Source organism: Hominenteromicrobium mulieris (assembly GCF_046197855.1).
Lineage (GTDB): Bacteria > Bacillota > Clostridia > Oscillospirales > Acutalibacteraceae > Hominenteromicrobium > Hominenteromicrobium mulieris.
Window position 1 is genome coordinate 1,160,766 of sequence record NZ_CP173188.1, and the last position, 22,636, is coordinate 1,183,401.

At 49.5% G+C, this 22,636-nt stretch carries 23 protein-coding genes; 12 read left to right on the top strand and 11 right to left on the bottom strand.

Annotated elements, in window-relative coordinates; translation table 11 throughout:
* Positions 1-146: 146 nt before the first annotated feature.
* From ACI0CA_RS05505 to ACI0CA_RS05555, 11 genes are all read left to right on the top strand, one after another.
* On the top strand, positions 147-773 hold the full coding sequence (locus ACI0CA_RS05505) for a TetR/AcrR family transcriptional regulator (protein WP_148485939.1): 627 nt from the start codon (positions 147-149) through the stop codon (positions 771-773).
* Entirely contained in the window at positions 773-976 is a 204-nt protein-coding gene (locus ACI0CA_RS05510) for a cysteine-rich KTR domain-containing protein (protein WP_148485996.1), read from the top strand. The genes ACI0CA_RS05505 and ACI0CA_RS05510 overlap by 1 nt, the downstream gene beginning before the upstream one ends.
* 80 nt (positions 977-1,056) lie before the next feature.
* Positions 1,057-2,814, top strand: coding sequence for an ABC transporter ATP-binding protein (locus ACI0CA_RS05515; RefSeq protein WP_148485938.1), 1,758 nt, complete (start codon positions 1,057-1,059; stop codon positions 2,812-2,814).
* The gene (locus ACI0CA_RS05520) at positions 2,807-4,567 is read left to right on the top strand and encodes an ABC transporter ATP-binding protein (protein WP_148485937.1); all 1,761 of its coding nucleotides are present in this window, start codon (positions 2,807-2,809) and stop codon (positions 4,565-4,567) included. The genes ACI0CA_RS05515 and ACI0CA_RS05520 overlap by 8 nt, the downstream gene beginning before the upstream one ends.
* Entirely contained in the window at positions 4,564-5,508 is a 945-nt protein-coding gene (locus tag ACI0CA_RS05525) for an ABC transporter permease (RefSeq protein WP_148485936.1), read from the top strand. Before ACI0CA_RS05520 ends, ACI0CA_RS05525 begins: the two co-directional genes overlap by 4 nt.
* Positions 5,498-6,316, top strand: coding sequence for an ABC transporter permease (locus ACI0CA_RS05530; RefSeq protein ID WP_148485935.1), 819 nt, complete (start codon positions 5,498-5,500; stop codon positions 6,314-6,316). Before ACI0CA_RS05525 ends, ACI0CA_RS05530 begins: the two co-directional genes overlap by 11 nt.
* Positions 6,317-6,318: 2 nt before the next feature.
* On the top strand, positions 6,319-7,101 hold the full coding sequence (locus tag ACI0CA_RS05535) for an ABC transporter ATP-binding protein (protein ID WP_148485934.1): 783 nt from the start codon (positions 6,319-6,321) through the stop codon (positions 7,099-7,101).
* Complete coding sequence (locus ACI0CA_RS05540; RefSeq protein ID WP_148485933.1) at positions 7,095-7,874, top strand: ABC transporter ATP-binding protein; 780 nt, start codon at positions 7,095-7,097, stop codon at positions 7,872-7,874. Before ACI0CA_RS05535 ends, ACI0CA_RS05540 begins: the two co-directional genes overlap by 7 nt.
* 23 nt (positions 7,875-7,897) lie before the next feature.
* Positions 7,898-9,553, top strand: coding sequence for an ABC transporter substrate-binding protein (locus ACI0CA_RS05545; RefSeq protein ID WP_343284180.1), 1,656 nt, complete (start codon positions 7,898-7,900; stop codon positions 9,551-9,553).
* Between the two features lie 51 nt (positions 9,554-9,604).
* Entirely contained in the window at positions 9,605-9,985 is a 381-nt protein-coding gene (locus ACI0CA_RS05550; RefSeq protein WP_446806969.1) for a metal-dependent transcriptional regulator, read from the top strand.
* A 5-nt stretch (positions 9,986-9,990) separates the two neighbouring features.
* On the top strand, positions 9,991-10,392 hold the full coding sequence (locus tag ACI0CA_RS05555) for a winged helix-turn-helix domain-containing protein (protein WP_343284465.1): 402 nt from the start codon (positions 9,991-9,993) through the stop codon (positions 10,390-10,392).
* A 95-nt stretch (positions 10,393-10,487) separates the two neighbouring features.
* Here the strand turns inward: ACI0CA_RS05555 and ACI0CA_RS05560 are convergent, their stop codons facing one another.
* Positions 10,488-12,239, bottom strand: coding sequence for a peptidoglycan DD-metalloendopeptidase family protein (locus ACI0CA_RS05560; protein WP_343284181.1), 1,752 nt, complete (start codon positions 12,237-12,239; stop codon positions 10,488-10,490).
* 225 nt (positions 12,240-12,464) lie between these two features.
* Here ACI0CA_RS05560 and ACI0CA_RS05565 point away from each other — a divergent pair, with 225 nt between their 5' ends.
* On the top strand, positions 12,465-12,779 hold the full coding sequence (locus ACI0CA_RS05565) for a hypothetical protein (protein WP_148485930.1): 315 nt from the start codon (positions 12,465-12,467) through the stop codon (positions 12,777-12,779).
* Between the two features lie 47 nt (positions 12,780-12,826).
* Here the strand turns inward: ACI0CA_RS05565 and ACI0CA_RS05570 are convergent, their stop codons facing one another.
* The 10 genes from ACI0CA_RS05570 to ACI0CA_RS05615 form a co-directional block, all read right to left on the bottom strand.
* Positions 12,827-15,175: a VirB4-like conjugal transfer ATPase, CD1110 family gene (locus ACI0CA_RS05570; RefSeq protein ID WP_148485929.1), complete on the bottom strand. Its 2,349-nt coding sequence runs from the start codon at positions 15,173-15,175 to the stop codon at positions 12,827-12,829.
* 29 nt (positions 15,176-15,204) lie between these two features.
* Positions 15,205-15,603 (bottom strand): PrgI family mobile element protein, encoded by a 399-nt coding sequence (locus ACI0CA_RS05575; RefSeq protein WP_148485928.1) that lies wholly within the window; start codon positions 15,601-15,603, stop codon positions 15,205-15,207.
* 21 nt (positions 15,604-15,624) lie between these two features.
* The gene (locus ACI0CA_RS05580) at positions 15,625-16,332 is read right to left on the bottom strand and encodes a hypothetical protein (RefSeq protein ID WP_343284182.1); all 708 of its coding nucleotides are present in this window, start codon (positions 16,330-16,332) and stop codon (positions 15,625-15,627) included.
* Positions 16,333-16,532: 200 nt separating this feature from the next.
* Positions 16,533-16,913 (bottom strand): glutamyl-tRNA amidotransferase, encoded by a 381-nt coding sequence (locus tag ACI0CA_RS05585; RefSeq protein WP_148485926.1) that lies wholly within the window; start codon positions 16,911-16,913, stop codon positions 16,533-16,535.
* 22 nt (positions 16,914-16,935) lie between these two features.
* On the bottom strand, positions 16,936-18,669 hold the full coding sequence (locus ACI0CA_RS05590; RefSeq protein ID WP_148485993.1) for a VirD4-like conjugal transfer protein, CD1115 family: 1,734 nt from the start codon (positions 18,667-18,669) through the stop codon (positions 16,936-16,938).
* Positions 18,670-18,792: 123 nt separating this feature from the next.
* Positions 18,793-19,095, bottom strand: a complete 303-nt coding sequence (locus ACI0CA_RS05595) for a hypothetical protein (RefSeq protein WP_148485925.1) — start codon at positions 19,093-19,095, stop codon at positions 18,793-18,795.
* A 97-nt stretch (positions 19,096-19,192) separates the two neighbouring features.
* Positions 19,193-20,056 (bottom strand): ArdC family protein, encoded by an 864-nt coding sequence (locus ACI0CA_RS05600; RefSeq protein WP_343284184.1) that lies wholly within the window; start codon positions 20,054-20,056, stop codon positions 19,193-19,195.
* A 90-nt stretch (positions 20,057-20,146) separates the two neighbouring features.
* Positions 20,147-20,902 (bottom strand): PcfB family protein, encoded by a 756-nt coding sequence (locus tag ACI0CA_RS05605; protein ID WP_148485923.1) that lies wholly within the window; start codon positions 20,900-20,902, stop codon positions 20,147-20,149.
* 76 nt (positions 20,903-20,978) lie between these two features.
* Positions 20,979-21,221, bottom strand: a complete 243-nt coding sequence (locus ACI0CA_RS05610; protein WP_418933937.1) for a DUF4314 domain-containing protein — start codon at positions 21,219-21,221, stop codon at positions 20,979-20,981.
* Positions 21,222-21,252: 31 nt separating this feature from the next.
* Positions 21,253-22,632: a relaxase/mobilization nuclease domain-containing protein gene (locus tag ACI0CA_RS05615; protein ID WP_343284467.1), complete on the bottom strand. Its 1,380-nt coding sequence runs from the start codon at positions 22,630-22,632 to the stop codon at positions 21,253-21,255.
* Positions 22,633-22,636 lie beyond the last annotated feature (4 nt).

The window sequence follows — 22,636 nt, forward strand, 5'->3', positions numbered from 1 at the left end:
TTTCGAGGTTAGAAGAAACTAACTTTGTGAGACAATTAACTTGACAGTTTTCAAAAAAAGCAGTATATTAAAACCGTTGGATTGAAACCGAAGGTTTTAATCTGTTTACAAAATCAACCTATAAATTCGAGTTTGGAGTTGATGGAATGGCAAAACGTGTGGAGGGCGTTACTGAAAAATTGCTTGAATCAGCTAAAAAAGAGTTCTTAAAGAGTGGATATGAGAACGCTTCGCTGCAGGTGATTGCGGAAAAAGCAGGCTCCAGCAAAGGCGCTATCTATATCCGATATCCTGATAAGAAAAGTCTGTATTGCGCTTTAGTAGGGCCAACGGCTGATGAATTTTGTAATTTACTCGAAGGGGAACTCCATCGCTTTAAAATACTTTCATCAGATGAGCAGAAAGAAAAGGTTATGACCTTTGGAAACGACGGCTTTTCTAAGGTAATTGCATATATCTACGATCATTTCGACGAGTTTAAGCTGATTCTTACCAGTGGAGAGAATAGCACATATCAGGAATTTATCCATCGGATTATTGAATTGGATATTTCCTGTACCATGCAGTTTATTGAACAGACAGGAAATGACGCGCTTTCCTCCGGACGGCTTACGCCGGAACTGGCGCACCTTCTGTCCAGTGCTTTTTATGCCGGACTATTTGAAGTGGTTATTCATGATATGCCCCAAGATCAGGCTGTCGAGCATATCCAAAGAATGAGAAGGTTTTATAATGCCGGATGGAAGACGATTTTTGAAGAAAATGCGGGGTGATGCTTTTGAGTGGGTGGATTGATTCATCCGGCTGGGTTCATTGTCCTGTCTGCGGCAATAAAACGAGAACGAAGGTAAACAGAGATACAGTATTAAAGCGTTTTCCGTTGTTTTGCCCTAAGTGTGGACATGAACATATCATAGATGTTCAAGAAAATAAAATAGTATCGTTAGAGCCAGACGCTAAGACGCAGAGCCGATAATTTGTAAGACAGGAATCTTACAGGTTATCGGCTTTTTTAGATGCAATGGTTAGCTACAGCTAACGAAAGGAGGATTTTTTATGAAGCAAACTTCATCTATTGGGATCATGGATTTCATCCGTCCGCATAAGGGTGGATTCCTTTGCTCCGTGGTTTTATCTGTGTTGGGGGTGGCCAGTGGTATTGTACCATACTTTGCAGTCGCAAAGATGATTAATTTGCTTATTGTAGGAGAACAGGATTTTTCTATATACCTATTGTGGTGTTCTGTTGCTTTGGTCGCTTTCATCATGAAGTCTGTATTTCATGGGTTTTCGACAAAAGCTTCGCACGAAGCAACGTTTGCAGTTTTATCTGAAATACGGCGAAGGATTGCCTCGAAGTTGACAAAGGTTTCTATGGGGTATCTAACCGATACGCCATCGGGAAAACTGAAAAGTTCTATGGTAGAGCGAGTAGAACAGATGGAGGTTCCATTGGCGCATATCATTCCCGAAATGACTTCTAACCTTTTGGTTCCTGTCGCAGTCATTATCTACTTGTTTGTTTTAGACTGGCGCATGGCTCTCGTTTCTCTGATTACTATTCCGATTGGTATCCTGTGCTATATGGCACAAATGAAAGAATATCCTAAAAAATACGGGGCAGTCGTACAAGCAGGTAAACACATGAGTGCTACCACAGTAGAATACATCAACGGGATTGAAGTCATTAAAGCGTTTAACCAGAGCGCGGTGTCCTATGGGAAATTTACGCAGGCTGTTCATAAAAATGCAGAATTGATTCTTGACTGGATGAAATCTACACAAGGGTATTCAGCCCTTATGATGACCATCTGGCCAGCTGTTTTGATTGGGGTACTCCCCATTGGATGTATTTTCTATATGAACGGAAGCCTTACCACAGCTGCCTTCATCACTATTATGATTTTATCGCTGGGTATTGTAGGCCCGTTGGTATCTGCAATCTTTTTAACCGATGACTTTTCCAAAATCAGTACCATCGTTGGAGAAATCAGTTCTATTTTATCAGAACCGGATTTAGATCGTCCACTCCAACATAAAAACTTAAACGGATTGGATATTACTTTAACCGATGTGAAATTCGCATATAAGGATACTCAAGTCTTAAAGGGTATAAACTTAAAAATTAAACAGGGAACTACAACCGCTTTGGTTGGTCCTTCTGGTTCCGGTAAATCTACCATCGCAAAATTGATTGCTTCTTATTGGGATATTGATGAAGGAACAATTACGATTGGTGGGGTTGACATTAAAAAAATTCCCGCAGATCAAGTAATGGATTTAATTGGATATGTATCCCAAGACAATTTTCTATTTAATGTGTCTGTACGAGAAAACATTCGTATGGGTAATCCCAACGCATCAGACCAAGAAGTGGAGGAAATCGCCAAAGCTGCAGGCTGTCATGAGTTTATTATGGGCCTCGAACACGGTTACGAAACCCTTGTGGGAGGAGCCGGAAGCCATTTGTCCGGTGGAGAACGCCAGAGGATTGCCATTGCCAGAGCTATGATGAAAAACGCACCCGTCGTTATCCTCGACGAAGCGACTTCCTATACTGACCCGGAAAATGAAGCGGTTATACAGGATGCGGTGAACCGGCTTACTAAAGGAAAGACCTTGATTGTTATTGCACATAGGTTATCGACTATTATCCAGTCTGAGCAGATTGCAGTAGTAGAAAACGGAAAAATCGCCGCAACTGGAACTCATGAAGAACTTCTGAAAAATTGTCCGCTTTATACAGATATGTGGAAAGCGCATATACAGGCAAAAGACTCTGCCGGTATGAAAGGAGGCGCTGAGAATGTTTAACGCATATAAACGTTTTTTTGCTTTTGCTGGAAAACAGAAAAAGACGTGGTATAAGGGAATGGGTTATGAACTGCTTCGCAGTATTTTTGAAGCTATCCAGTTTATTGCTTTGCTGGTTGTGCTGCGAGCCTTGGTAGAACAAAATGTTACAGGCGAAACAGCATTGGCCGCACTGGGCGTCATGCTGGTCAGTGTAACAGGCGCTGCGGTTTTCTGGTATCTGGCCCACAACAGTGAAGGACAGGCCAATTACCATATGTGTGAGGAAAAAAGAATCAGGATCGGTGAACGTATGAAGTACATGCCGATGGGCTATTTCAATAGTCAAAGCTTGGGAAGCCTTACGGCTGCAGCAACTTCTACAATGGAAGATTTGGAGAGTATGTCGTTTGCCGTCATTGCCCGAACGATGGTGGGGATCATCCGTACTGTTGTATTTTCTATTGCGATTCTGTTTTTTGATTGGCGTATAGGGTTGATTTTCTTATTAGGAGTACTGTTGTTTTTATTTGTTAATTCACAATTGCTGAAAAAATCCCGTCAGCTTTCTCCCGGACGTTTGCAGGCACAAACCAAATTGGTAGATTCCGTTCTTGAATATATTCAGGGAATGAGCGTTGTTCGTGCGTTTCATGGCGATAAGGCGGCGAATCAAACATTAAATAAAACCATAGAGGAAACGGAGTATCAAAACTTTAAGCTGGAGCGCAAGCGTATCCCATACAATGTTCTGGAGCAAATTGTGTTGCGAATTGCTGCGGTAGCGGCTGTGCTTCTTTCTATCTGGCTATATTTAAGTGGAGCTATGACTTTATTTACCTGCTTGATGATGGCGATTTCCGCTTTTCTTGTTTACAGCGAGCTTGAGTCAGCCGGAGAAATGTTCTTTATGCTTCCGATGATTGACGCTTCCATTGACAGAGTGGAACAGATTGATCATGCTCCCCGCATGGATGAACAAGGTACAAAACAAGAAACGAAAAATAGGGATATTACATTTGAACATGTCAGTTTTTCTTATGGAGAACGGGAAATTATCCATGATGTCAGCTTTTCCATACCGGAAGGGACTACCACTGCAATCGTTGGCCCCTCCGGATCAGGAAAAACAACTCTTACCAGTTTAATGGCTCGTTTCTGGGATGTGGACAGTGGAACAGTTAAATTGGGCGGGACAGATATCAGGGAATACCAGTTGGACAGCTTGATGGCAAACTTTAGTATGGTATTTCAAACGGTCTACCTCTTTAATGATACGATTGAAAACAATATTAAATTTGGAAAACCCGGTGCCACTCACGAAGAGGTTGTGGCGGTTGCCAAGGCAGCCCGGTGCCATGACTTTATTTCTGCCCTTCCGGATGGTTACGACACGGTGATCGGAGAAGGTGGAGCTACTATTTCCGGTGGAGAGCGTCAACGCCTATCCATCGCACGCGCCATGTTGAAAGATTCCCCGATCATCATTTTGGATGAGGCTACCGCCAACGTTGACCCGGAAAATGAAGCTGAACTTCAAGAAGCGATTGAAGCGTTGACGCATAATAAAACGATTATTATGATTGCCCACAGGCTCAAAACCGTTCAACATGCGGATCAGATTCTTGTTCTGGAGGCTGGCCGTATCATACAGCGCGGCAGACATGAGGATTTGATAAAGCAGGATGGAATCTATGCGGATTTTGTCCAAAGCAGGAAGAAAGCCGAAAGCTGGAGTATTGCTGGAGAAGGAGCCTTGGGAGTTGGAGTATGAGCAAAAAAATATTGACGCGCTTATCTTTATTTCTCCTTGTGCTGTTTGGCATCACGATTTTGACTTTCATCTACACAAATTTATCCCCTGTAGATGCGGCTGAGGCTTTGGCTGTGCGCCGGTATTCAAGACCCACTCCAGAACAGGTTGAATTAGTACGGGAAGAATTGGGCCTTGACAAACCTCTGATCCAGCAATATGGTTCTTGGCTGTGGAACGCGTTACATGGAGATTTTGGAAATTCCTACAATACAGGCCGCCCTATCATCGAAGAACTGACAGCCTCATTAGGGCCAACCATCACAATGGCATCATTGGCGTTGTTGTTTGCAGCCATATTTAGTATTCCTCTGGGTGTGCTATCTGCCAGTAAAAAAGGTGGATTATTCGATAAAACAGTTTACTTGTTTGGGATCGTTTCCATGTCTCTGCCCAATTACTGGATTGGTTTTATGCTCCTGCTGGCCTTTTCTGTTCAGATTCCGATCTTCAGCATTATGGGGGCAGACAGCATGAAAGATTTTATTCTTCCGGCTTTGGCTCTGGCAATCCCGGTTGCGGCAGGTAATATTCGTGTGTTTCGTTCTTCACTTTTGGAGGGATATAGTCAGGATTTCGTTTTATATGCCCGTTCACGTGGGGTTTCGGAACGCAGAATCGCTTTTATGGTAAGCCGGTTTGCACTGCCCCCTTTGGTAACAATGCTCGCCCAAAGTTTTGGGTTTATGATAGCAGGCAGCGCAATGGTGGAATCAGTTTTTTCTATTCCGGGAATAGGTTCTATGTTGGTAACAGCGTTAAATGCACGGGACACTATTACAATCAACGCATGTGTTTTGTTAACAGCCGCCATTTTTGTTCTGGTTAATTTTATAGCGGATCTGGTCAATATCGCTTTAAACCCACACGGAAAAGCAAAGGAGAAGGTTTATGATTCGTAAAATTTTACATAAACCGCAGGCACTGCTTGGGTTGGCCATGATGTTAATTGTATTTTTTGTTGTGGCATTTGCGCCCTTTATAGCACCGCATGATCCATCAGAGCTAAACGTCGCGCATGCTTTGTCTGCACCTGATTCAGAATATCCTCTTGGAACAGATGAAATGGGGCGCTGCGTATTTTCACGATTGCTCTATGGCGCGCGGTCATCTATGTCTATCGCTCTGCCCTCGCTTATCATTTTGGCACTTGTCAGTACGGTCGTAGCTACTGTCTGCGCTTATCTGGGCGGTGTACTTGACCGGATTTTTGATGTTGTTTCTAACATCTTTATGGCATTTCCACCCTTTCTTGTGGCCATTACTCTGGTGGGATTATTTGAATCAAAAGTGTTCAGTATCATTCTATCCATTGTAATTGCCATGTGGGTATGGAATGCACGAGTGGTTCGTACCTACGTTCTCAGAGAAAAACAAAAACCTTATGTTATCACCTGCCGGATGTCAGGCTGTTCAGAACTGCGGATTATATTCCGGCATATTATTCCAAATGTCCTTCCACATCTTTTGGTGATATTCAGTACAGGACTGTCCTCCATTATCATTATGATTTCCAGTTACGCCTTTCTGGGGCTGGGCTTGGAGGCGGGAACAGCAGAGTGGGGCGCCATGTTCGTGAATGCCAAACAACTGATTTTCAGTCAGCCGCAGCTTCTGGTCTATCCGGGGCTTTGTATCCTGTTTACAGCCGGTGGATTTAATTTGTTCGGTGAGGCTTTGCGGGATATTTACGCACCACGGGAGGGTTAGAAATGCTTGATATCAACTGTTTAACAGTTCGCTCAAAACTGACAAAAGAGGAATTGCTTCACTCCATCAGCTTTTCCGTAGGCGAGGGAGAAACCTTCGGGCTGATCGGAGAAAGCGGAAGCGGGAAAAGCATGACCAGCAAGTGTATTATGCGGCTGTTAAATTCTCGTGCTTTTCAAATCAGAGGGGAAATTCGCTGGAATGGCAGAGATGTCTTTTCCATGAATGCAAAAGAACTGGCTGACTATCGAGGAAAACAGATCAGTATGATACCGCAGAATCCCATGACTGCATTTGCTCCCATGGTGAAGCTGGGAAAACAACTTGAAATGGGGTTTCGATTCAATACCAGAGAAGAACGGCACAACTTTTGTAGAGAACTTACGAATACGTTGGCCAGTGTGAACTTGCCGGATGCGGAAAAAATTTTTAACAGTTATCCGGATGAGCTTTCGGGCGGCATGCTGCAGAGAGTGATGATTGCTCTCACTATGCAGCAGGCTTCGAAACTGATTATTGCAGACGAAATTACCACTGCCGTAGATGCGGCCAGTGAATATTTGATTTTAAATGAACTGGAAAAAATAAAAACATCAGGGGTATCGATGCTGGTTATCACACATGATTTTGGTGTAGTAGCGAGACTGTGCGACCGTGTTGCGGTGATGAAATCGGGAGAAATCATTGAACAGGGTAGAACCCATGAGGTGCTCTCCACACCACGGCATGATTACACAAAACAATTGATGGAAGCAAGTATACTGTTTCAGGAGGCGCTATGCTAAAGGCAGAAGGAATTATAAAGAAATATCAAATACCGGGTAGAAAAAAAGACCTGTTGGAAGCCCTGTCAGGCGTATCTATCGAGCTTGCCGACAACAGTATCACGGCCATCGTAGGCGAAAGCGGAAGTGGAAAAAGCACACTTGCCAGAATTTTGTCCTATATCGAGCTCCCCGATGCCGGAAAAGTTACTTTAGATAATTTAACAGTGACAGGCGTCAAAAGAAAAACGCTTCAAAAGATGCGAGGCAAAGTGCAGCTTGTCATGCAGGATGCAGCCAGTTCTCTTGATCCTCACCAAAACGTATTACAAATTTTGGATGAACCTCTCCATCTTTTATTGGATATGGGAAAAGAGGACAGAAAAAAGAGAGTCGAAGAATTGCTGGACATGGTTAATTTAGGGGGAGATATATTGAATCGTCGCCCTGATGAACTTTCTGGTGGTCAGCAAAAGAGGCTCTGTGTAGCGCGTGCTTTGGCAACAGAACCACAGCACATTATTTTCGATGAATCTTTTAGTGGGCTTGATGTTACATTAAGAAAGCAAATTTTGCATCTGTTACGGAATTTGCGGGACGAGTTGAGATTGAGTTATTTGATTATTACCCACGATTTAGACATTGCGATGTATATGGCAGATACCATTCATGTGATGCGTTTCGGGAAAATAATCGAGACAGTTTACAAACCGCAAAGCTTTTCGGATTTTCATGAACCATATTCTAATGAGCTTGTAAAGGCCGCCCTTTCAAAAAGGCAGGCTTTGCAATAAAAAACATGTAAAGGAGCACAAACATGAAAAAACTTTTATCCCTTCTTTTGGCTTGTGTAATGGGGTTGACGCTTCTTGCTGGTTGCAGCAATACAGATCCCTCATCCTCCAGTAATGGCCAAACAGACAAGAACGCATCTCAAACGATCTCTATTGCGCAAAGCGCAAACTTTTCGATGGGCTTTGCCCCTGCGGTACAGTCCTATGAGGCTACATATTATATGAACAACTTTTATGAGCCTTTGGTCAAATATCAGGACGGAGAGTACCAGCCCTGCCTTGCTACAGACTGGACAAATTCCGATGATGGACTCACCTATACTTTCCATCTGCGTGAAGATGTAAAGTTCAATGATGGAACACCCTTCAATGCGGAGGCTGTGAAACTCTATTTCGACAATATGAAGTCTGTCATAGGAACCAGTTCCAATTACGGGCAGCTTGATATGTTGACATCCGAGATCACAGTAGATGATGAATACACGGTTTCCTTTCATTTGACTCGTCCTTATTACAATGTTCTCAACGATTTGTCCATGGTAATGCCGAGAGGGATTCTTTCAGCATCCGCCTTCAATGAGGACGGTTCTTTGAACTCAGAATATCTGATGAATCATACGCCGGGTACAGGTCCCTATATGTTTGAGAGCGTGAATGATACTGCAACGGAATACACTTTTGTACGCAATCCCAATTATTGGGGCGAAGAACCGGATGTAGATTCCTTCACAGTAAAAGTTATTCCGGAATCCAAGGTCGCTGCAATGAGGGCTGGAGAAGTGGACTTCATTATCGGTTCTGACACATTGGATGCTGCTTCCTATCAGGAACTGTCCAGCACGGAAGGCATTACGGGCGTAATTTCCGATTTTGATTTTGTCACAGAGTTTATTGCGCTTAACGACGAAGTGGCTCCATTGGATGATATCAATATCAGAAAAGCGATCCAGATGGCTATTGATAAAGAGTCTATCGCTCAAAATATTTATTCGGGCTTGAGAACGGAAGCAGATTCAGTTATGCCTGCGGATATGCCCTATTGCGAGGTAGATGTGACAACTCCGAGCTATGATATGGATGCGGCCATTGAACTGATGGACAAGTCCGGCTGGACTGATACGGATGGCGATGGCATCCGAGAAAAGGATGGTAAAAAGCTTTCCTTTACGATTACTTATCCCTCCACGGGTGTGTATGACAAGGTAGTGCTTTTCTTCCAGGATTCGATGAAAAAGCTTGGCATTGAAATCACGACGAATCCTATTGACCTGATGGCATTTATGCAACAGGTGTTTACAGAAGGGAACTACGAAATCACCGCGTATATGAGCTATTGGTTCCCCTATGATCCGTACACATTTGTCGCCAATATGTATCCTTCTACTGATTATACAGATGCCAGTGGAATTTATTCGACTGATCCTCAGATCGCCAAAGCACTTGCCACAATGAGCGAAGAGGAAGCGAAAGAACTGATTGCCGGCCTTTACAAGACAGATGATCCGGATACTGTTCAGAATATCTTTACCACTGCCCTTAATTCCGCAAATGAAAGCAGCGTTGTGATTCCGTTGAACTACAGAAACGAATATGCGGTGTTCAATAATGAGGTGATAGAGTCCTACACATTCAACAGTATTCCAAATCATGTTGACGTTGCAGCAATTAAATTAAAGTAATTTTTCATAGATTATCTCTTTTACTTTTAATAGATAAGGGAGGTGTGCCGACTGCGTCTAACATCATCCATGGAGGACTATCTGGAAGCTGTATATATCCTTTTTCAAAAACAAGGGGATGTCCGTTGTGTAGATGTTGCGGAGTATTTGGAAGTAACAAAACCCTCTGTAAGCCGCGCTGTAAAAGAATTAACCAAGGCAAAATATCTGCGTAAAGATTCAAGCGGCATACTTTCCCTGACATCTTCAGGAGAACAGGTTGCCGCAGCAGTATATGAACGCCACTGCTTTTTCATGGAACGGCTCATCGCGGCAGGCGTAGATTCTAAAACTGCGGAAGCGGACGCCTGCCGGATGGAGCATGGAATCAGTCCAGAAGCCTTTGAAAAACTAAGGCGTTCTATTGAAAGGCAGGGCGAAGAGGTCAAGTGAAAATCATGCTTTTGATCTTTGAGGATGGAGATGAGGATGCGTTTCTCAAAGTTCAGGGGCTGGCCCAATCCGCTTCTCGTATAGAGCTGATGGAGTTTAGGTCACAACAGAGTACCTCTGCTTTGGAAATCAGGGAAAACCAGCGCCGGGTATTCTGCAAAGGGCGGGAGATCCCTCTCACGAAAACCGAGTATGAGATTCTCCTGTACCTTTTTCAGAACATAAACCAAGTGCTGACACATGACCAGATTTACGAAAAAATCTGGAAGGAGCCAGACTATGGCGAGGCTCGGAAGCTTGTCAGCCATCATGTGCAGTCAATTCGGCGCAAGTTGAATTTAGGAAAAGATTCCAGTATCCGTCTGCGCTGTATCCGTGATGTCGGATACAGCCTTGAAACAAAATAAAACCAGCAGCCTGTTTTTTGCAGGCTGCTGGTTTTTCCATATATATAACAACCCTCTGCTGCTTCCGTGTGTGACATTTCTTTGATTTGCAGGCGCTATTCCTTTACCTTAAAGAAACCGAGGGCGTCGGTGCGTTCCCCATTTTGCCAGACCTCGAAGTGCAGGTGGTTACCGGTGGAATTTCCGGTGGTGCCGACGTAGCCGATCACCTCGCCCTGCTTCACTTCCTGCCCAACCGTTACGCAGATGGAGGAACAATGGGCGTACAGGGTATCGAAGGTATCGTTGTGGTTTACCTTGATGTGGTACCCATACCCGCCGCCCCACGAGTCGATGGCGTTGGCTATGGTGACGGTTCCGTCTGCTGCGGCAAGGATGGGCGTACCTTCCGGCGCGGCGATGTCGGTTCCGCTATGGTAGGCGATCTCCCCGGTAAAAGGATCTTCCCGGTATCCAAACCATGAGGTGATAGTGTAGCTCTGCGGAAGGGGCCACTGGAAAATGCCCGTCCCTATCCAATCGGCATCGGGGTTCACGATCTGCCCGCCGCCGCTTGTGTAACCGCCCAGCAGTTCCGCCCACAGGCTTTGGTTTTCCGGCTCCGACATAAGGGCGAGGTATTCGTTCTGCCGGGAATTGAAGTTGTACTGGCGGGCCATTTCATCCGGGGTTTTGTGCGTGATGGTGATTTCCAGAATGGTTTCCGTCACCGTTTCGGTATGGGTGGTTTCGTTCCCATCCTCGTCTACTTCGGTAACTTCTACCTCATGGCTTTCGGTGCGGGTGCTGGAGGATACCGCATTCATCTCCCACATAATATTTCGCAGTTCATCCACCTGCGCGTCATCCAGCGAAGCGACCTGCGCCCCATCCTCCGCGCCAGTAACCTTGGCGGAAAATACAGCGAGGACGTCCTCCCAATTGATGGAGAGTTTCCCGTCGTTAGAGGTGGTTTCCATCCGGTCATGGGGGGTGGCGTCCTCTATCTCCTGAATGTGGGCCAGATATTCCCCGTTGAGGGTAGACACCGCCTGCGTTACACTGGTACCGGTCCCCGTGGAGTCGGAGCCGAAAAACAGGCCGAAGCAGGAGCCGACGATCAGGGCGATTAAACAAATCAACAGGATAATGACCACAGCTACCCAGCCCCCGGCAGCAATCAGGGCTATCAATCCCTTAATTGCGGCGATGGTTGCTTTGATGGCGGCTGCGGTTGCCTTGACCGCCACCTTTATGCCGGTTACCGCTGCTTTCGCCGCAGCTTTGGCAGCTTGGGCGGCTGCCTTAGCCGCCTTTGCGGTGGCCTGCGCTGTTTTCTGTGCCGCTTTCGCCGCCTGCTGTGCTGTTTTTGCCGAACGCTGTGCGGTCTTGATCCTCTTGGCGCTCTGCTTTACGCCTTTCACAGACCGGCTGGCTGTCTTTACCGCCTTTTGCGGCTTTCCTTTGATAGTCTTGGCCACTGTGTTCTTCGTCCGTATTTTTGAAGATGTGTTTTTGACAGCCTTGCCGCCTGCATCTTTGGCCCCCGACAGGGTGCGGGAAATCTCTCTTTTTTCTTTCACCTTCCGGGCCGTGGCCTGCGCCAGCTTTTTCCCGCCCCGGTAGGTCAGGTTCGCGCCTTTCTTGGCGGCGGTTTCCATCCCGGACAGCATCTGATCCCCGGCAGTATTGGCAGGGGCGTTAGAGGATTCCCCGCGCTGGCTGGCGAAGGGCGTTTCCTTGAGTTCCGAGATGGATTTATCCTTGGATTTCAGCCATAAATCCTTCATGGCTGTTTTCGGGGCCTTGGCAGCTTTGTCCAGCAGTTTAGGTTTGCCGCCCTCCGGCTTCGTTTTAATTTCTTTCAATGGCATACCTCCTGTAAAAAAGATTGCAGAGTGTCCAAGGCGGCCCCCTATCAGAATAGTAGTTCGAGCAAATAAGAGTAGTAAAATCTTAAACATCAGCCAAAGTTCTATATAAATGGTGTTTTGGAAGTCTATCCGCCGTTGATTTTTTCGCTGTAATATGGCATATTGAAAGTGTATCATCCATACAGCTTGAACGCTGTCGACCCTTTTAGGAATGATTTTATGATTTATAAAGTTGAGCTAAAAATGGGAACACACAATCAGAAGATAACGCCCATGGTTAATACCAAATGGGAGGCAACCAAAAAAGCACCATACAAATCTCTATCTGTTCCATATCGATATAAGCTGCAACATCATTTAAGTTATGCTTACGGGAGAAAATTCGCAAAAACAATCATGCGGTATGTTTATGACTATCTGCGTCAAGATTGCGATATTTATGCGTGGTGGGAATGGGGAAAATACACACAGATATTTGCTCAGAACAGCAGGCGCTTTTTCCGCCTCTCTATACGACCTGTGCAAAGAAAATAAGCAGAGAGCCGAAGGCGGCCCCCTGCAGGAATTGGCTTTCTCTATGGTTACACCCCTCTCAGGGCCTCGTCCGGCTTGGTGGTCATGAGCTGATACAGACGGGTGCTGCGGGGGAAGCTGTTTTCAAAGGGCACAATATTCCCGGCGCAGCGAATCAGGCCGCAGCCAGCCGCCACATTGGTGATGTACGAGAGCTGGTTTTCGGAAATGTGCAGAAGCCCCGCCAGTTCGTCCCGGTCGGTGGCGGATTGGTTCAAGAGGATTAAAAATTCCGAGTTTGCCAGCATGAGGCGGGCGGTGTCGGAACGGAGGAGCTCCTCCACGTTCTGTGTTAACCCTGTCACCAGCCCGTTGTATTTGCGGATGCGCTTCCACAGCTTGTAGAAAAAGTCGGCGCTGTACTCATAACGGAACAGCAGGTAAAACTCGTCGGCAAATACCCATGTGGTCTTGCCCTTCTTCCAGTTCTGAATGACACGGTTGAAGATGGCGTCGAGGGTAACCAGCATCCCGATGGGCATAAGCTGTTCGCCCAACTCCCGGATGTCATAGGCGATGATCCGGGCCTTGGTATCCACATTGGTGCGCTGGGCAAAGGTATTGAGGCTGCCGGTGATGAACAATTCCGACGAAAGCGCCAGCCCTCTGGCTTCCGGCTCCGGCTGTTTTAACAGAGAGTGGTACAGGTCTTTCAGGGTGGGCGGTTCGCCCTCGTAGTTGTTGGCAACGTATTCCCGGTACACATCGTAGGTGCATCGGTCAAGGATGGATTTCTCCTTGGCGCTCACGTTGCCCGCGCCCACCAGCTGCTCGAACAGGGAGAGGATGAATTCGGATTTTTCAATCAGCGGGTTGCGCTCGTCTCCATAGGCTTTGTCCATGTCCATGGCGTTTAGATGGGTATCCGAAGAGGCGGATACCCGGATGACCTCGCCGCCGAGGGCTTCCACCAAAAAGCCGAACTCGGATTCGGGATCTAAAATCAGGATATCGTCGTTGGTGGACAGGGCGATGCTGACGATTTCTTCCTTGGCGGAGAAGGATTTGCCGGAGCCGGATACGCCGAGGCGGAAGCTGTTGCCGTTGAGCAGCTTCCTCCGGTCTGCCACAATCATGTTTTTACTGACAGCGTTCTGCCCATAGTAGATGCCGCCGTTCTGGAGGATTTCCTGCGCCCGGAAGGGAATCAGCACCGCAGTGCTTTCGGTGGTGAGGGTTCTCAACGCCTGAATTCTCCGCAGGCCGTAGGGCAAAGCCGTGTCCAGCCCGTCCTTCTGCTGCCAGCGCAGGACGCTCATCTGGCACAGATGCTTTCTTGCCGTAGTGAGCAGGGTTTCCGTATCGCTGTCCAACTGCTCTTTGGTATCGGCTAAATGCACCAAGGTCACAAGGCCGAACATCATCCTTTGATCCCTGTTTGTCAAATCGTCCAGCATTTCCTTGGTTTCTTTCCTCTGCTGCTCCATATCGTAGGGCAGGACAGCCGAGAAGTTGTTGGCGGCGTTCTGTTTTCTCTGCCAGTTCGCCGCATTCGTTTCCACTCCTAAGAGCTTGTTCTGGATTTCCCGCACCGCTTCGTCGGTGGGCACCGTTAAAATATCAATGGAGAGCATGAGGCTGCGGTCCATGTCGCAGAGCTCGGCAATCATGGAATCCTTGATGTAGCTGGCATAGCCCTGCAGGTAGAGCACGCGGCCCCATCGGTCGTTTAAGCGGAAGTGGTCCTTCTGGAATTCCATGCTGTCGGGGCAGAGCCAATCCTTGAAGCTGTGCCCCTTTTTCATGTGTTCCTTCAGGTCGAAGGCAAAGGCGGCGGGCTCTCCACCCTTGAAGAAATCCCGGAAGATCTGCAGGCGGGCGGCTGCGTCCAGTTCCCGGCCTATGGAGGAAAGCTGGGAAAGGTGGGTGATGAGGTCGGTGCCCACACGGGCAAAATAGGTGCGGGCCTCGTCGATGGTTTTCTTTGCCACCGTGATGGTGATGTACCGGTCCTGCACCACGCTGTTGTTGGTGCCGGTTACCTTGGAGAGCAGCATTTCGTTGTACTCTTTCCGGTAATGGTCCAGCCCGTCCTCTTTCATGGGCAGCAGCAGGGATTTCTCGAATTCTGCTTTGTCAATGCGGCGGTTGTTGATGGTGATCTTGGCGGAAGCGCCGGAGTCCAGCGCGTTCAGCAGTTCCGAATAATCTATAAACATCGCCGTCTTATCTTCTTTGCTGGCGATGCTGTAATTGATGTCGGTAAAGAAAAAGGTTTTGGAAAACCGGCTCCCTACCTGAAAAATCCCATCCGGCCAGATGCGCTGGATGGGGATAGCGTCCTGTACGGACTTTGGAATTTTGAATTTTTCTTTTTCTAATTTCGTTGCTTTGAGAAGCGTTTTGATGATAGGCATCCTTCCTTTCAGTGCGAAAAATGAAAAGGTTACTGTTCTTTCCCAGCCGGTGGCTGGGGCTTGCGGGTTTTCCGTTTGCGGGGAGGCTTTTCCCCCTCCGCGATGGCGTCCTTCATGGCGTCATAGTAAAGGCTGTCGGATTTAAACACCAGCTTCTTCGGGTACAAAAATTCCGACTTGAACCACGCCCAAGCCAGCTTTTCTGCTGTCATCCCGTGGTATTTGAAAAAGCCGCAGGCCGCAAAGGGCGCGGCTCCGAGGATGCACATCCAGCCCACTTCCTCGCTGCCGACCAACGGGCGCAGGCCGAAATAGATGCCGACTGCCACGCCTACGGCCAGCAGGGAACAGATAAACTGCCGGGTGGAGAGGCCGAAAAAAATAGATTCTTGATAGTCCCGGATTTCTTTTGGTACTTTTACTTCTATATCGCTTCACTCCTTTTGGGCCTACAGCCCCAATAATTCTTTGACGATCCTGTCGCTCATTCGTACAGCGCCTACCAAAACCAAAAGGTTGAAGATGAGCTCGCCCACGTAGCTCCATACGGCGGTAACTGCCGAAACGTTGGGATCAACCGCAGGCGGGCTGGACGCCATAACCGAGAAGATGATACAGGCCAGCGCAATGATGGCCCCTTCGAGGCACACTCCCGCATAGGAACGCAGGAAGTTTTTCCCCACATTGCTGGTGGGTTCCCCGGCGAACGTGGACATGGGGATGGGCGCGATAGCCGTGTACATATATAATTTGAATAGGCGGCTATACACTGTCAGAATCATGATGAACGCCAGCACCGTAATGAACAGGCCGCCCAGCAGGGTGACTGCCCACAGAGGGATGCTGTCCCAAAAGCCCACGTTGTTGATTTTGTCGATGATCTCCTGCGGAAGCGTCGTTCCGCTGCTTCCCGACAGGCCGGATTGGGTAATGATGGTGGAAACCATCCCCTGAATGATTTTGAAAACGGCCAGCATGAGGTCGAGGCCGTATCCCACCGCCGCCTTTGCCAGTACAAAACGGATGAACATTTTAAATGCCGCTTCCGGGCGCTTCAGATCGGCAAGGCTCGAACAGGTTTTGACAACGCCGACCGCGAAAAACAAAACCAGCAGGCCGTACCCAATGGCTTTCAGGGCCCCGTTGATGTCCAGCATGACCTGCCAGATCCCGCCGCCTTTGAAGGTTGCGGGATCTTGGGTAAGCAGCGTCCAGATTTCAGCCAGCTTGTCGTTCCATGTTTCCAGCGCCGAATTTAAGTTATCAACAATCCAGTTTCCGGCTGGTCACCTCCTTGCAAAAAAAATAAAGGGAAGCGCCCGCCACCGGGCGCTTCCCTTGACTGGAATACAGAAAATCAGGCGGTGATAAGGTCGAGGATTTCCTTGGCAAAGGTAATCACGAGGCCGCCCGCCAGGGTGAGGAAACCCTGCGAACGCTGGGAGGGATCGTGGCTCTGGAAGGAGAGGCCGACCTGCACCACGCCCCAGCCCAAAAGGATGAGGCCGATGGCGCGGATCAGGGAAAAGATAAAATCGGACAGGTTGTTCACCACGCCCAACGGATCGCTGGCGGCGAAGGCCGGGATGGAAAAGCAGCAGAAGCACAGCACGGCGGCTGCGTAGACGGAAAAGCCGAGCCGCCCCTTTCTTCCAAGGGGCAGGGCATTTGCGGGCTTATCGTTCTTTTTGGGATTTTTCTTCAAAACAAAGCGATTCAGGGTTTTCTTCAGAAGCATTCCTCCAGTTCAAAGTGTATTTTTATGGGTTTAGAAAATCCTCCGGCTCCAGCAGTTCAAAATCGTCGTACTGGTCCGGGGAAAAATCGATATCGTCTGCGGCGTCCTTTGCCTGCGTGTAATCGTAGGGCGCAGCGCCGCCATCTTCGGTCAGCCGGATATTGGGGTGGCGCATGAGGTCGTATTTGTCATCCATCATGGGGCGTTCCCCACGGACAAAAAGAATGGCTTTGCGGTTGTCCAGCATCCGCACCTCGTCGGGGGTGAGAAGCTCCCGGCCCGTCTGCTGGTCGTTCACGCTGAAGCTGCCGCTTCGCCCACGGCTGCGGCCATAGGTGTTCGTATCCAATGTTTCCTTGCCCATGAGCTCGGAAACGTATTTGTGGGTTTCCTTTTCATTGCCGCCGAGATAGAGAAACTCGTCGCACAACCCCACCAGCGATTCCCACTGTTCCTTGAACAGCGCCTTGATCTGCGCCATATTCTGCGCGATATAGCTGCAAAAGATGTTGCGGCTTCGCATGGTGGAAAGCCACGGCAGAAAGTTGTCTGTGGGCAGGGCGATGTTGGGGGCCTCGTCGATCAGCAGATGGACCGGCACCGGCAGCCTGCCCTTGTATTTCCGGTCTGCTACAAAGTACAGGGTTTGGATGAGCTGTCCGTAAATCATGCCTACAAGGTAATTGAGGGATTTATCGCTGTCGGGAATACAGCAGAACAGGGCCACCTTTTTCTCGCCCATTTCCTCCAGATGGAGATCGTCGGTATAGGTCAGCCTTGCAATCTGCGGCAGGTTGAAGGCCGACAGCCGAACGCCCACACTAATCAGGATACTCTTGAGTGTTTTGCCCGCCCCCATCTTAAAGACATGGTATTGCTTCACGGCGATGCTCTCCGGGTTCCGCATTTCAAGCCTTGCGAACAGGATGTCCAGAGGCGACTCGTATTCCTCATCTTCCTCCCGCACCTCGGCAGCAGCCAGCATTTCCATCACCATAGCGAAGTTCTGTTCTTCCGGCGGCGCTTCGTGCATGAGGTACAAAACCAGTGCCTGCAGAAGCGCGGTTTCGGATTTCTGCCAGAAAGGATCGGCGCTCTGTGCTCCGGGCGGGGTGGTGGATTGGATGAGAGTTTCGATCAGGCGCAGCACGTCCTTATCGTCCCGCACATAGGCCAAGGGGTTGTAGCAGAAGGAGGCGTCGGGGTTTAACAGGTCAAATACCCGCACTTCGTATCCATTGGCTTTCAATGCCCCGCCTGTTTTCCGCAGGATTTCGGATTTTGGATCGCAGATGACCAGCGAACAGTTCCCGCAGTTGAGGGCGTTGGGAATGGCGTAGGAACGGCTTTTGCCAGCGCCGGAGCCCCCGATGACCAGCACGTTGGTGTTGCGCTTGTGCTTATGGCCATCCATCCCCATCTGGAAATGCTGGGTCAGGATGAGGTTTTCCTTGGGGTTCTTCTTATCCCGGTATTTCTTTACAATCTGGAATACATCGCCCCACTTGGCGGAGCCATGCTCCACGCCCCTGCGGGTGTTCTTCCGGCTGGAAACGATCACAAGGACAACAATTCCATATGCAAGAGTAAAAAACAGCAGGCACCGGGCGGAATATCCCGTCCAATGAACAGAAAAGGGGCTGTTCATGGCGGCTGAGAGCTTCCCCAGCAGATCCACGAGGTTCATCCCTTCGCTCCAGCTTCCGGCTGTCAATAGGGCCAGCCACCAGACGATGGGCAACGGCAGAAGCCACACCCACCATGGATTTTTTCTTGTGGTTATCGAATCAAAAAATATCCTTCCTTTCCGTGAAAACAAAAAAATCCCCCGGAGCCCATGGAAAAGCGTTTCCAAAGGCTCCGGGGGTAAAGCAGTTCTTTATCTGCTGACGATACTTCTGTAGCTGGCGCGGACAAGTTTTAAGAGCAGACGGTCGATCCCGCCGCAGCTTCGGTCTGCCGCCAGATAGTCGTTCCGCATCCCGTTTAAGCACAGCGTGGCGTACTGGTACTCCTCATCGTTCAGGTACAGCCTGCGCTTTGGCATGCTGAGGATTCGATCAATAAATAGCTGCAGTTTGCCGGACAGTTCAGGCTCAACCGATTCCTGCGCGCTGCGAAGCGCCTTGACGAGTATGTTCCGGTCCCCGCAGGTCATTTTCACCAGTCGCTGCTTTGTCATGGCGATCCCTTCCTTTCTCTTTTTTCACAACCACCATACCACAACGGCTGGCGGAAAGCTACCGCACAAAAGAAAACAAACGGAAAACGATCAGCCCTCATCGTTCCGGCTCTTTCTCCGCCTTGGATTTGGCAGCCTTGGCGGGCTTGGGCGCTGCGACGGAGAACTCATCCGGCTGGATGGTCTGCTCCAAATCCCGGAAGCTCCTTTGGACGTCCCGGTTGATGGCATAGGCGGCCCGTTTGACGTCGCCCAAAAAGCCGCGCTTATCGTCCGCGCTCCTTTCCGCATAGCTTTGGCACACCTTGTCGAAATGAAAGGCGGAGGTATCCAAGCCGAATTTCTGCGCCGCCACATAGGCCGCGCAGTAGGCTTGGGCCGCATACGCCTGCCGGTAGTAACCGCTGCCCACCATATCGAAGCTGGCGTGGGCCTGCTCACGGGCAATGGCGCAGATGGTTGCGGTTTCATCCATCCCGTTTCGGACAAAAATGGTGCGCTGTTTCGGCACATACTGCGCCTGCACCCCTTGGGGAAGCTGATCGGAGATGGCAAGCGGAACAGGGCTGTTTTCTACCATGGTGGCGATGATTTCCTCCGGCAGATGCTGCTGGGGCGGCAGGGGCTGGGGGCCTCTGGTCTGAGAAATGTCGTAGGCTTTTGTGATGGTATAACCATTCGCTATGGTACCGTCCTCTTTGGTGTATTCCTGATCGGCAAAGAAGGTGTACCCTTTCTCGCCGGAACGGATGGAGCGTCCGGCTTCCTTCCATTTATCGAAGGTGCGGGGATGGGTGATTTCAGTGTTCTGCTCATACAGAATGAGCAGATTCCGGGTGCTCTGGGGCGTGCAGTTCGCCATGAAATTGAGAAAGCCTTTCATGGATTCGTCATCCTTGAACACCGACTCGGCCTGTGCGTTGACTCTTGCCCAGGTATCCTCCCGTTCGGCCTGCTTCATGGCGGCGTATTCTTCCTTGGTGTACTGCTGTTCCGGCTGAGGCTGGGCTTCCTGCTTTTTGCCGATTAAACTGGATAAATCGATAGGGCATTACCTTCCTTTCTGTTTTTTCTTTTTCTTCTGTTTGGAATGGCTGGGGGTGGGATGCTGGCGCTCCTGCTGTTTGGCCTTTTCCTCTTTTTTCTTCGCTTGCCCCTGCTTAATCTCCTGTAGTTCCTTTTTTACCGAGGGCTTATGTTCTGGCTCTTTAGGGTTTATTGAGTTGGGCGAAGAGCTTTTGCTGGGCGAGGAAGGCTCGGACGGACTCTTTTCCACTGCCGGGGGATTTGATTCCTTCTCCCGGCCAGAAGTAAAATTTTCGGCGGTATCCTGCTGGGTTGGGCCGATATTGAAATCGTCCTCAAAACCGCCCACCTCAAATTCCACTTCGCCCTGCTCGGTTTTGACGGTTTCCGTTTTGTCGGGGGCCGGGGCTGCGGGAGCCTGTTTTTCCTGCTCCTGTACGCTGGCGATGGTGGCTTCGCCAGCCTGCGCTTTGACCGCGTCAAGGCCGAGGTTGTCAAAAATGCGTTGTACCTTAGAGGCGTCATCCGCGAACACCACCACTTCGATGCGGTCCGCCTTTTGCTTGTTCCGAATGGGAACATACAAAAGACCGTGGGTTTTGGCTTCCGTGGCGAACTCCTTCATGTTTTCCGTGGGGACGTTAAAGAATTTGAACGGGCGCTGTTCCCTGAGCATCCGCACAAGCCTTGTCTTGCCGTGGGTTTTCTTCTGGTCCTTCAGTACGGCATAGACAAACAGCGCAAAGTTTTTTGCCGCCATGCCCGACAGCTTGAGAGCCATTTCCGTGCCCTCAAGGGTAAATCGAACGATCTGGTCGGCTGGATCGCTTCCGTAGTTCAGTCAATTCACCTTCCTTTTATCGCTCCAAGTCACAGGAGCGTTTGTGTTTTGTTTTTTCCGGCGAGGCTTCTTTAGAAAAGGAATCCTCGCCGGGGATGAGGGACAGGGCGGAGCCGTTGTCCCACTCAATTCCGATCGTGCCCATATCGTCTACATAGGCAACGGTGCCCTTGGTGCCGGGCGGCGGGGCCTGCGGATCGTCCATGGAATGCAGGGTGATGCGGGTTCCGGCAGGGTACTGCCGCCGGAGGCGTTCCACTTGTTCTCTTGTAGGCCGTTGGTTCAAACAATCATCTCCTTTGTTTTTCTTGATTTCGGGCTTCCTTTTGCTGTTCTTCTTTTTCCCGTTGTTCCCGCCGCCGTTGTTCTTCCATCTGTGCCGCCTGCAGCCGCTTCTCCATCTCTATCGAATGGATTTCGATGTTCCGGCACAGCTTGGCGGTATGGCGAAGCTTTTTCAACCGCTCTGTGAGGACGCCGATCTGCGGAGAGCCCGGTTCATAGCGATAGAGCTTCTGGCGCTGCTTTATGAGGACAGCGATTTCATCCTCCGCTTTCTGCCGAATGGCGGCAAGCTGGCCCCGGTCCTCTATGTGGTTTTTAAAGATGAATTCTGCCTGCTCGATCCGTTTGTCCAGCTTGCGGATATCCTCCCGCACAGCATAGCTTGGATACCGGGGCTTTTTCGGCAGCGCCCCCATCTTGTAGAGGTAGGAAAAGTAGAGAGCCCGCAGGCCGGAAAGCCTGCGGGGCTGCGTTTCCCCAAGAAGGAGCAGGAAGCGGCTGGCTGGCGGCTGTTCTTTCCCAGCCCGGCGGGGTGGCTTGGGGTAAAGGATGCGGCGCTGGAGGGCCTCCGGGGTGTACTGCTTGCCCAAGGTCTTAAAACGCACGGTGCGCCCATTGCCCGGCAGGATCAGCGTGGGGTATTTGCGGTCAAACCGAAAGGCATAGCCCTGCTGCTCCAGCGTCCGCAGGAACTGCTTCCATGTGAGGGAAGCTGCAACCGCCGCATTGAGATCCTGCTGGATGGGCGTTTTCCATGTGGGCGCTCCATTCTGCTCGGCCAGCCACTGGACATAGGGACGGGCAATCCGTTCCGATTTCTCCGTATGAATAACGGAGAGGCCATGCTTTCTGCACAGTTCATCGGAAATCTGCCGTACCTGTGTGACATAGGTTCTTTCATTGCTGCGGTATTTCCTGCCGCTTTTCATGGACACGGAATTCCAGACAATGTGGTTGTGAATGCATTTGGTGTTGAGATGGGTGCTGACCACCGCCTGAAAGTTCCCGCCGAGCAGCCGATCCGCAAATTCCAGCCCGATCTGGTGGGCCAGTTCCGGCGTTACCTCTCCGGCAGCAAAGCTCTGCACCAGATGGAAGCCCTGCACACCTTCTTCCTTGTGCCACATTTCCTTGACGCGGCACATATCTTGAAAAGCCGTTTCACAGGTGCAGCCGAGAGCGGATGCGAACAGATCCTGCTCGGTTTTGTCTTTGTTGAGGGCCTTATCGATTTCCCCTTCCAGCGATTCCTCGTTTTCCCTGCGGGAGCATTTCTTCTCGTCGAGGGTATAGTCGATGGCGTTGTCGAGGCGGTGGACGGGGATAATGCTGGTGTAGGCAATAGCGGTTTTCTCCTTTCTTGGGCGCAGGTAGCTTAGGCTGATTCAC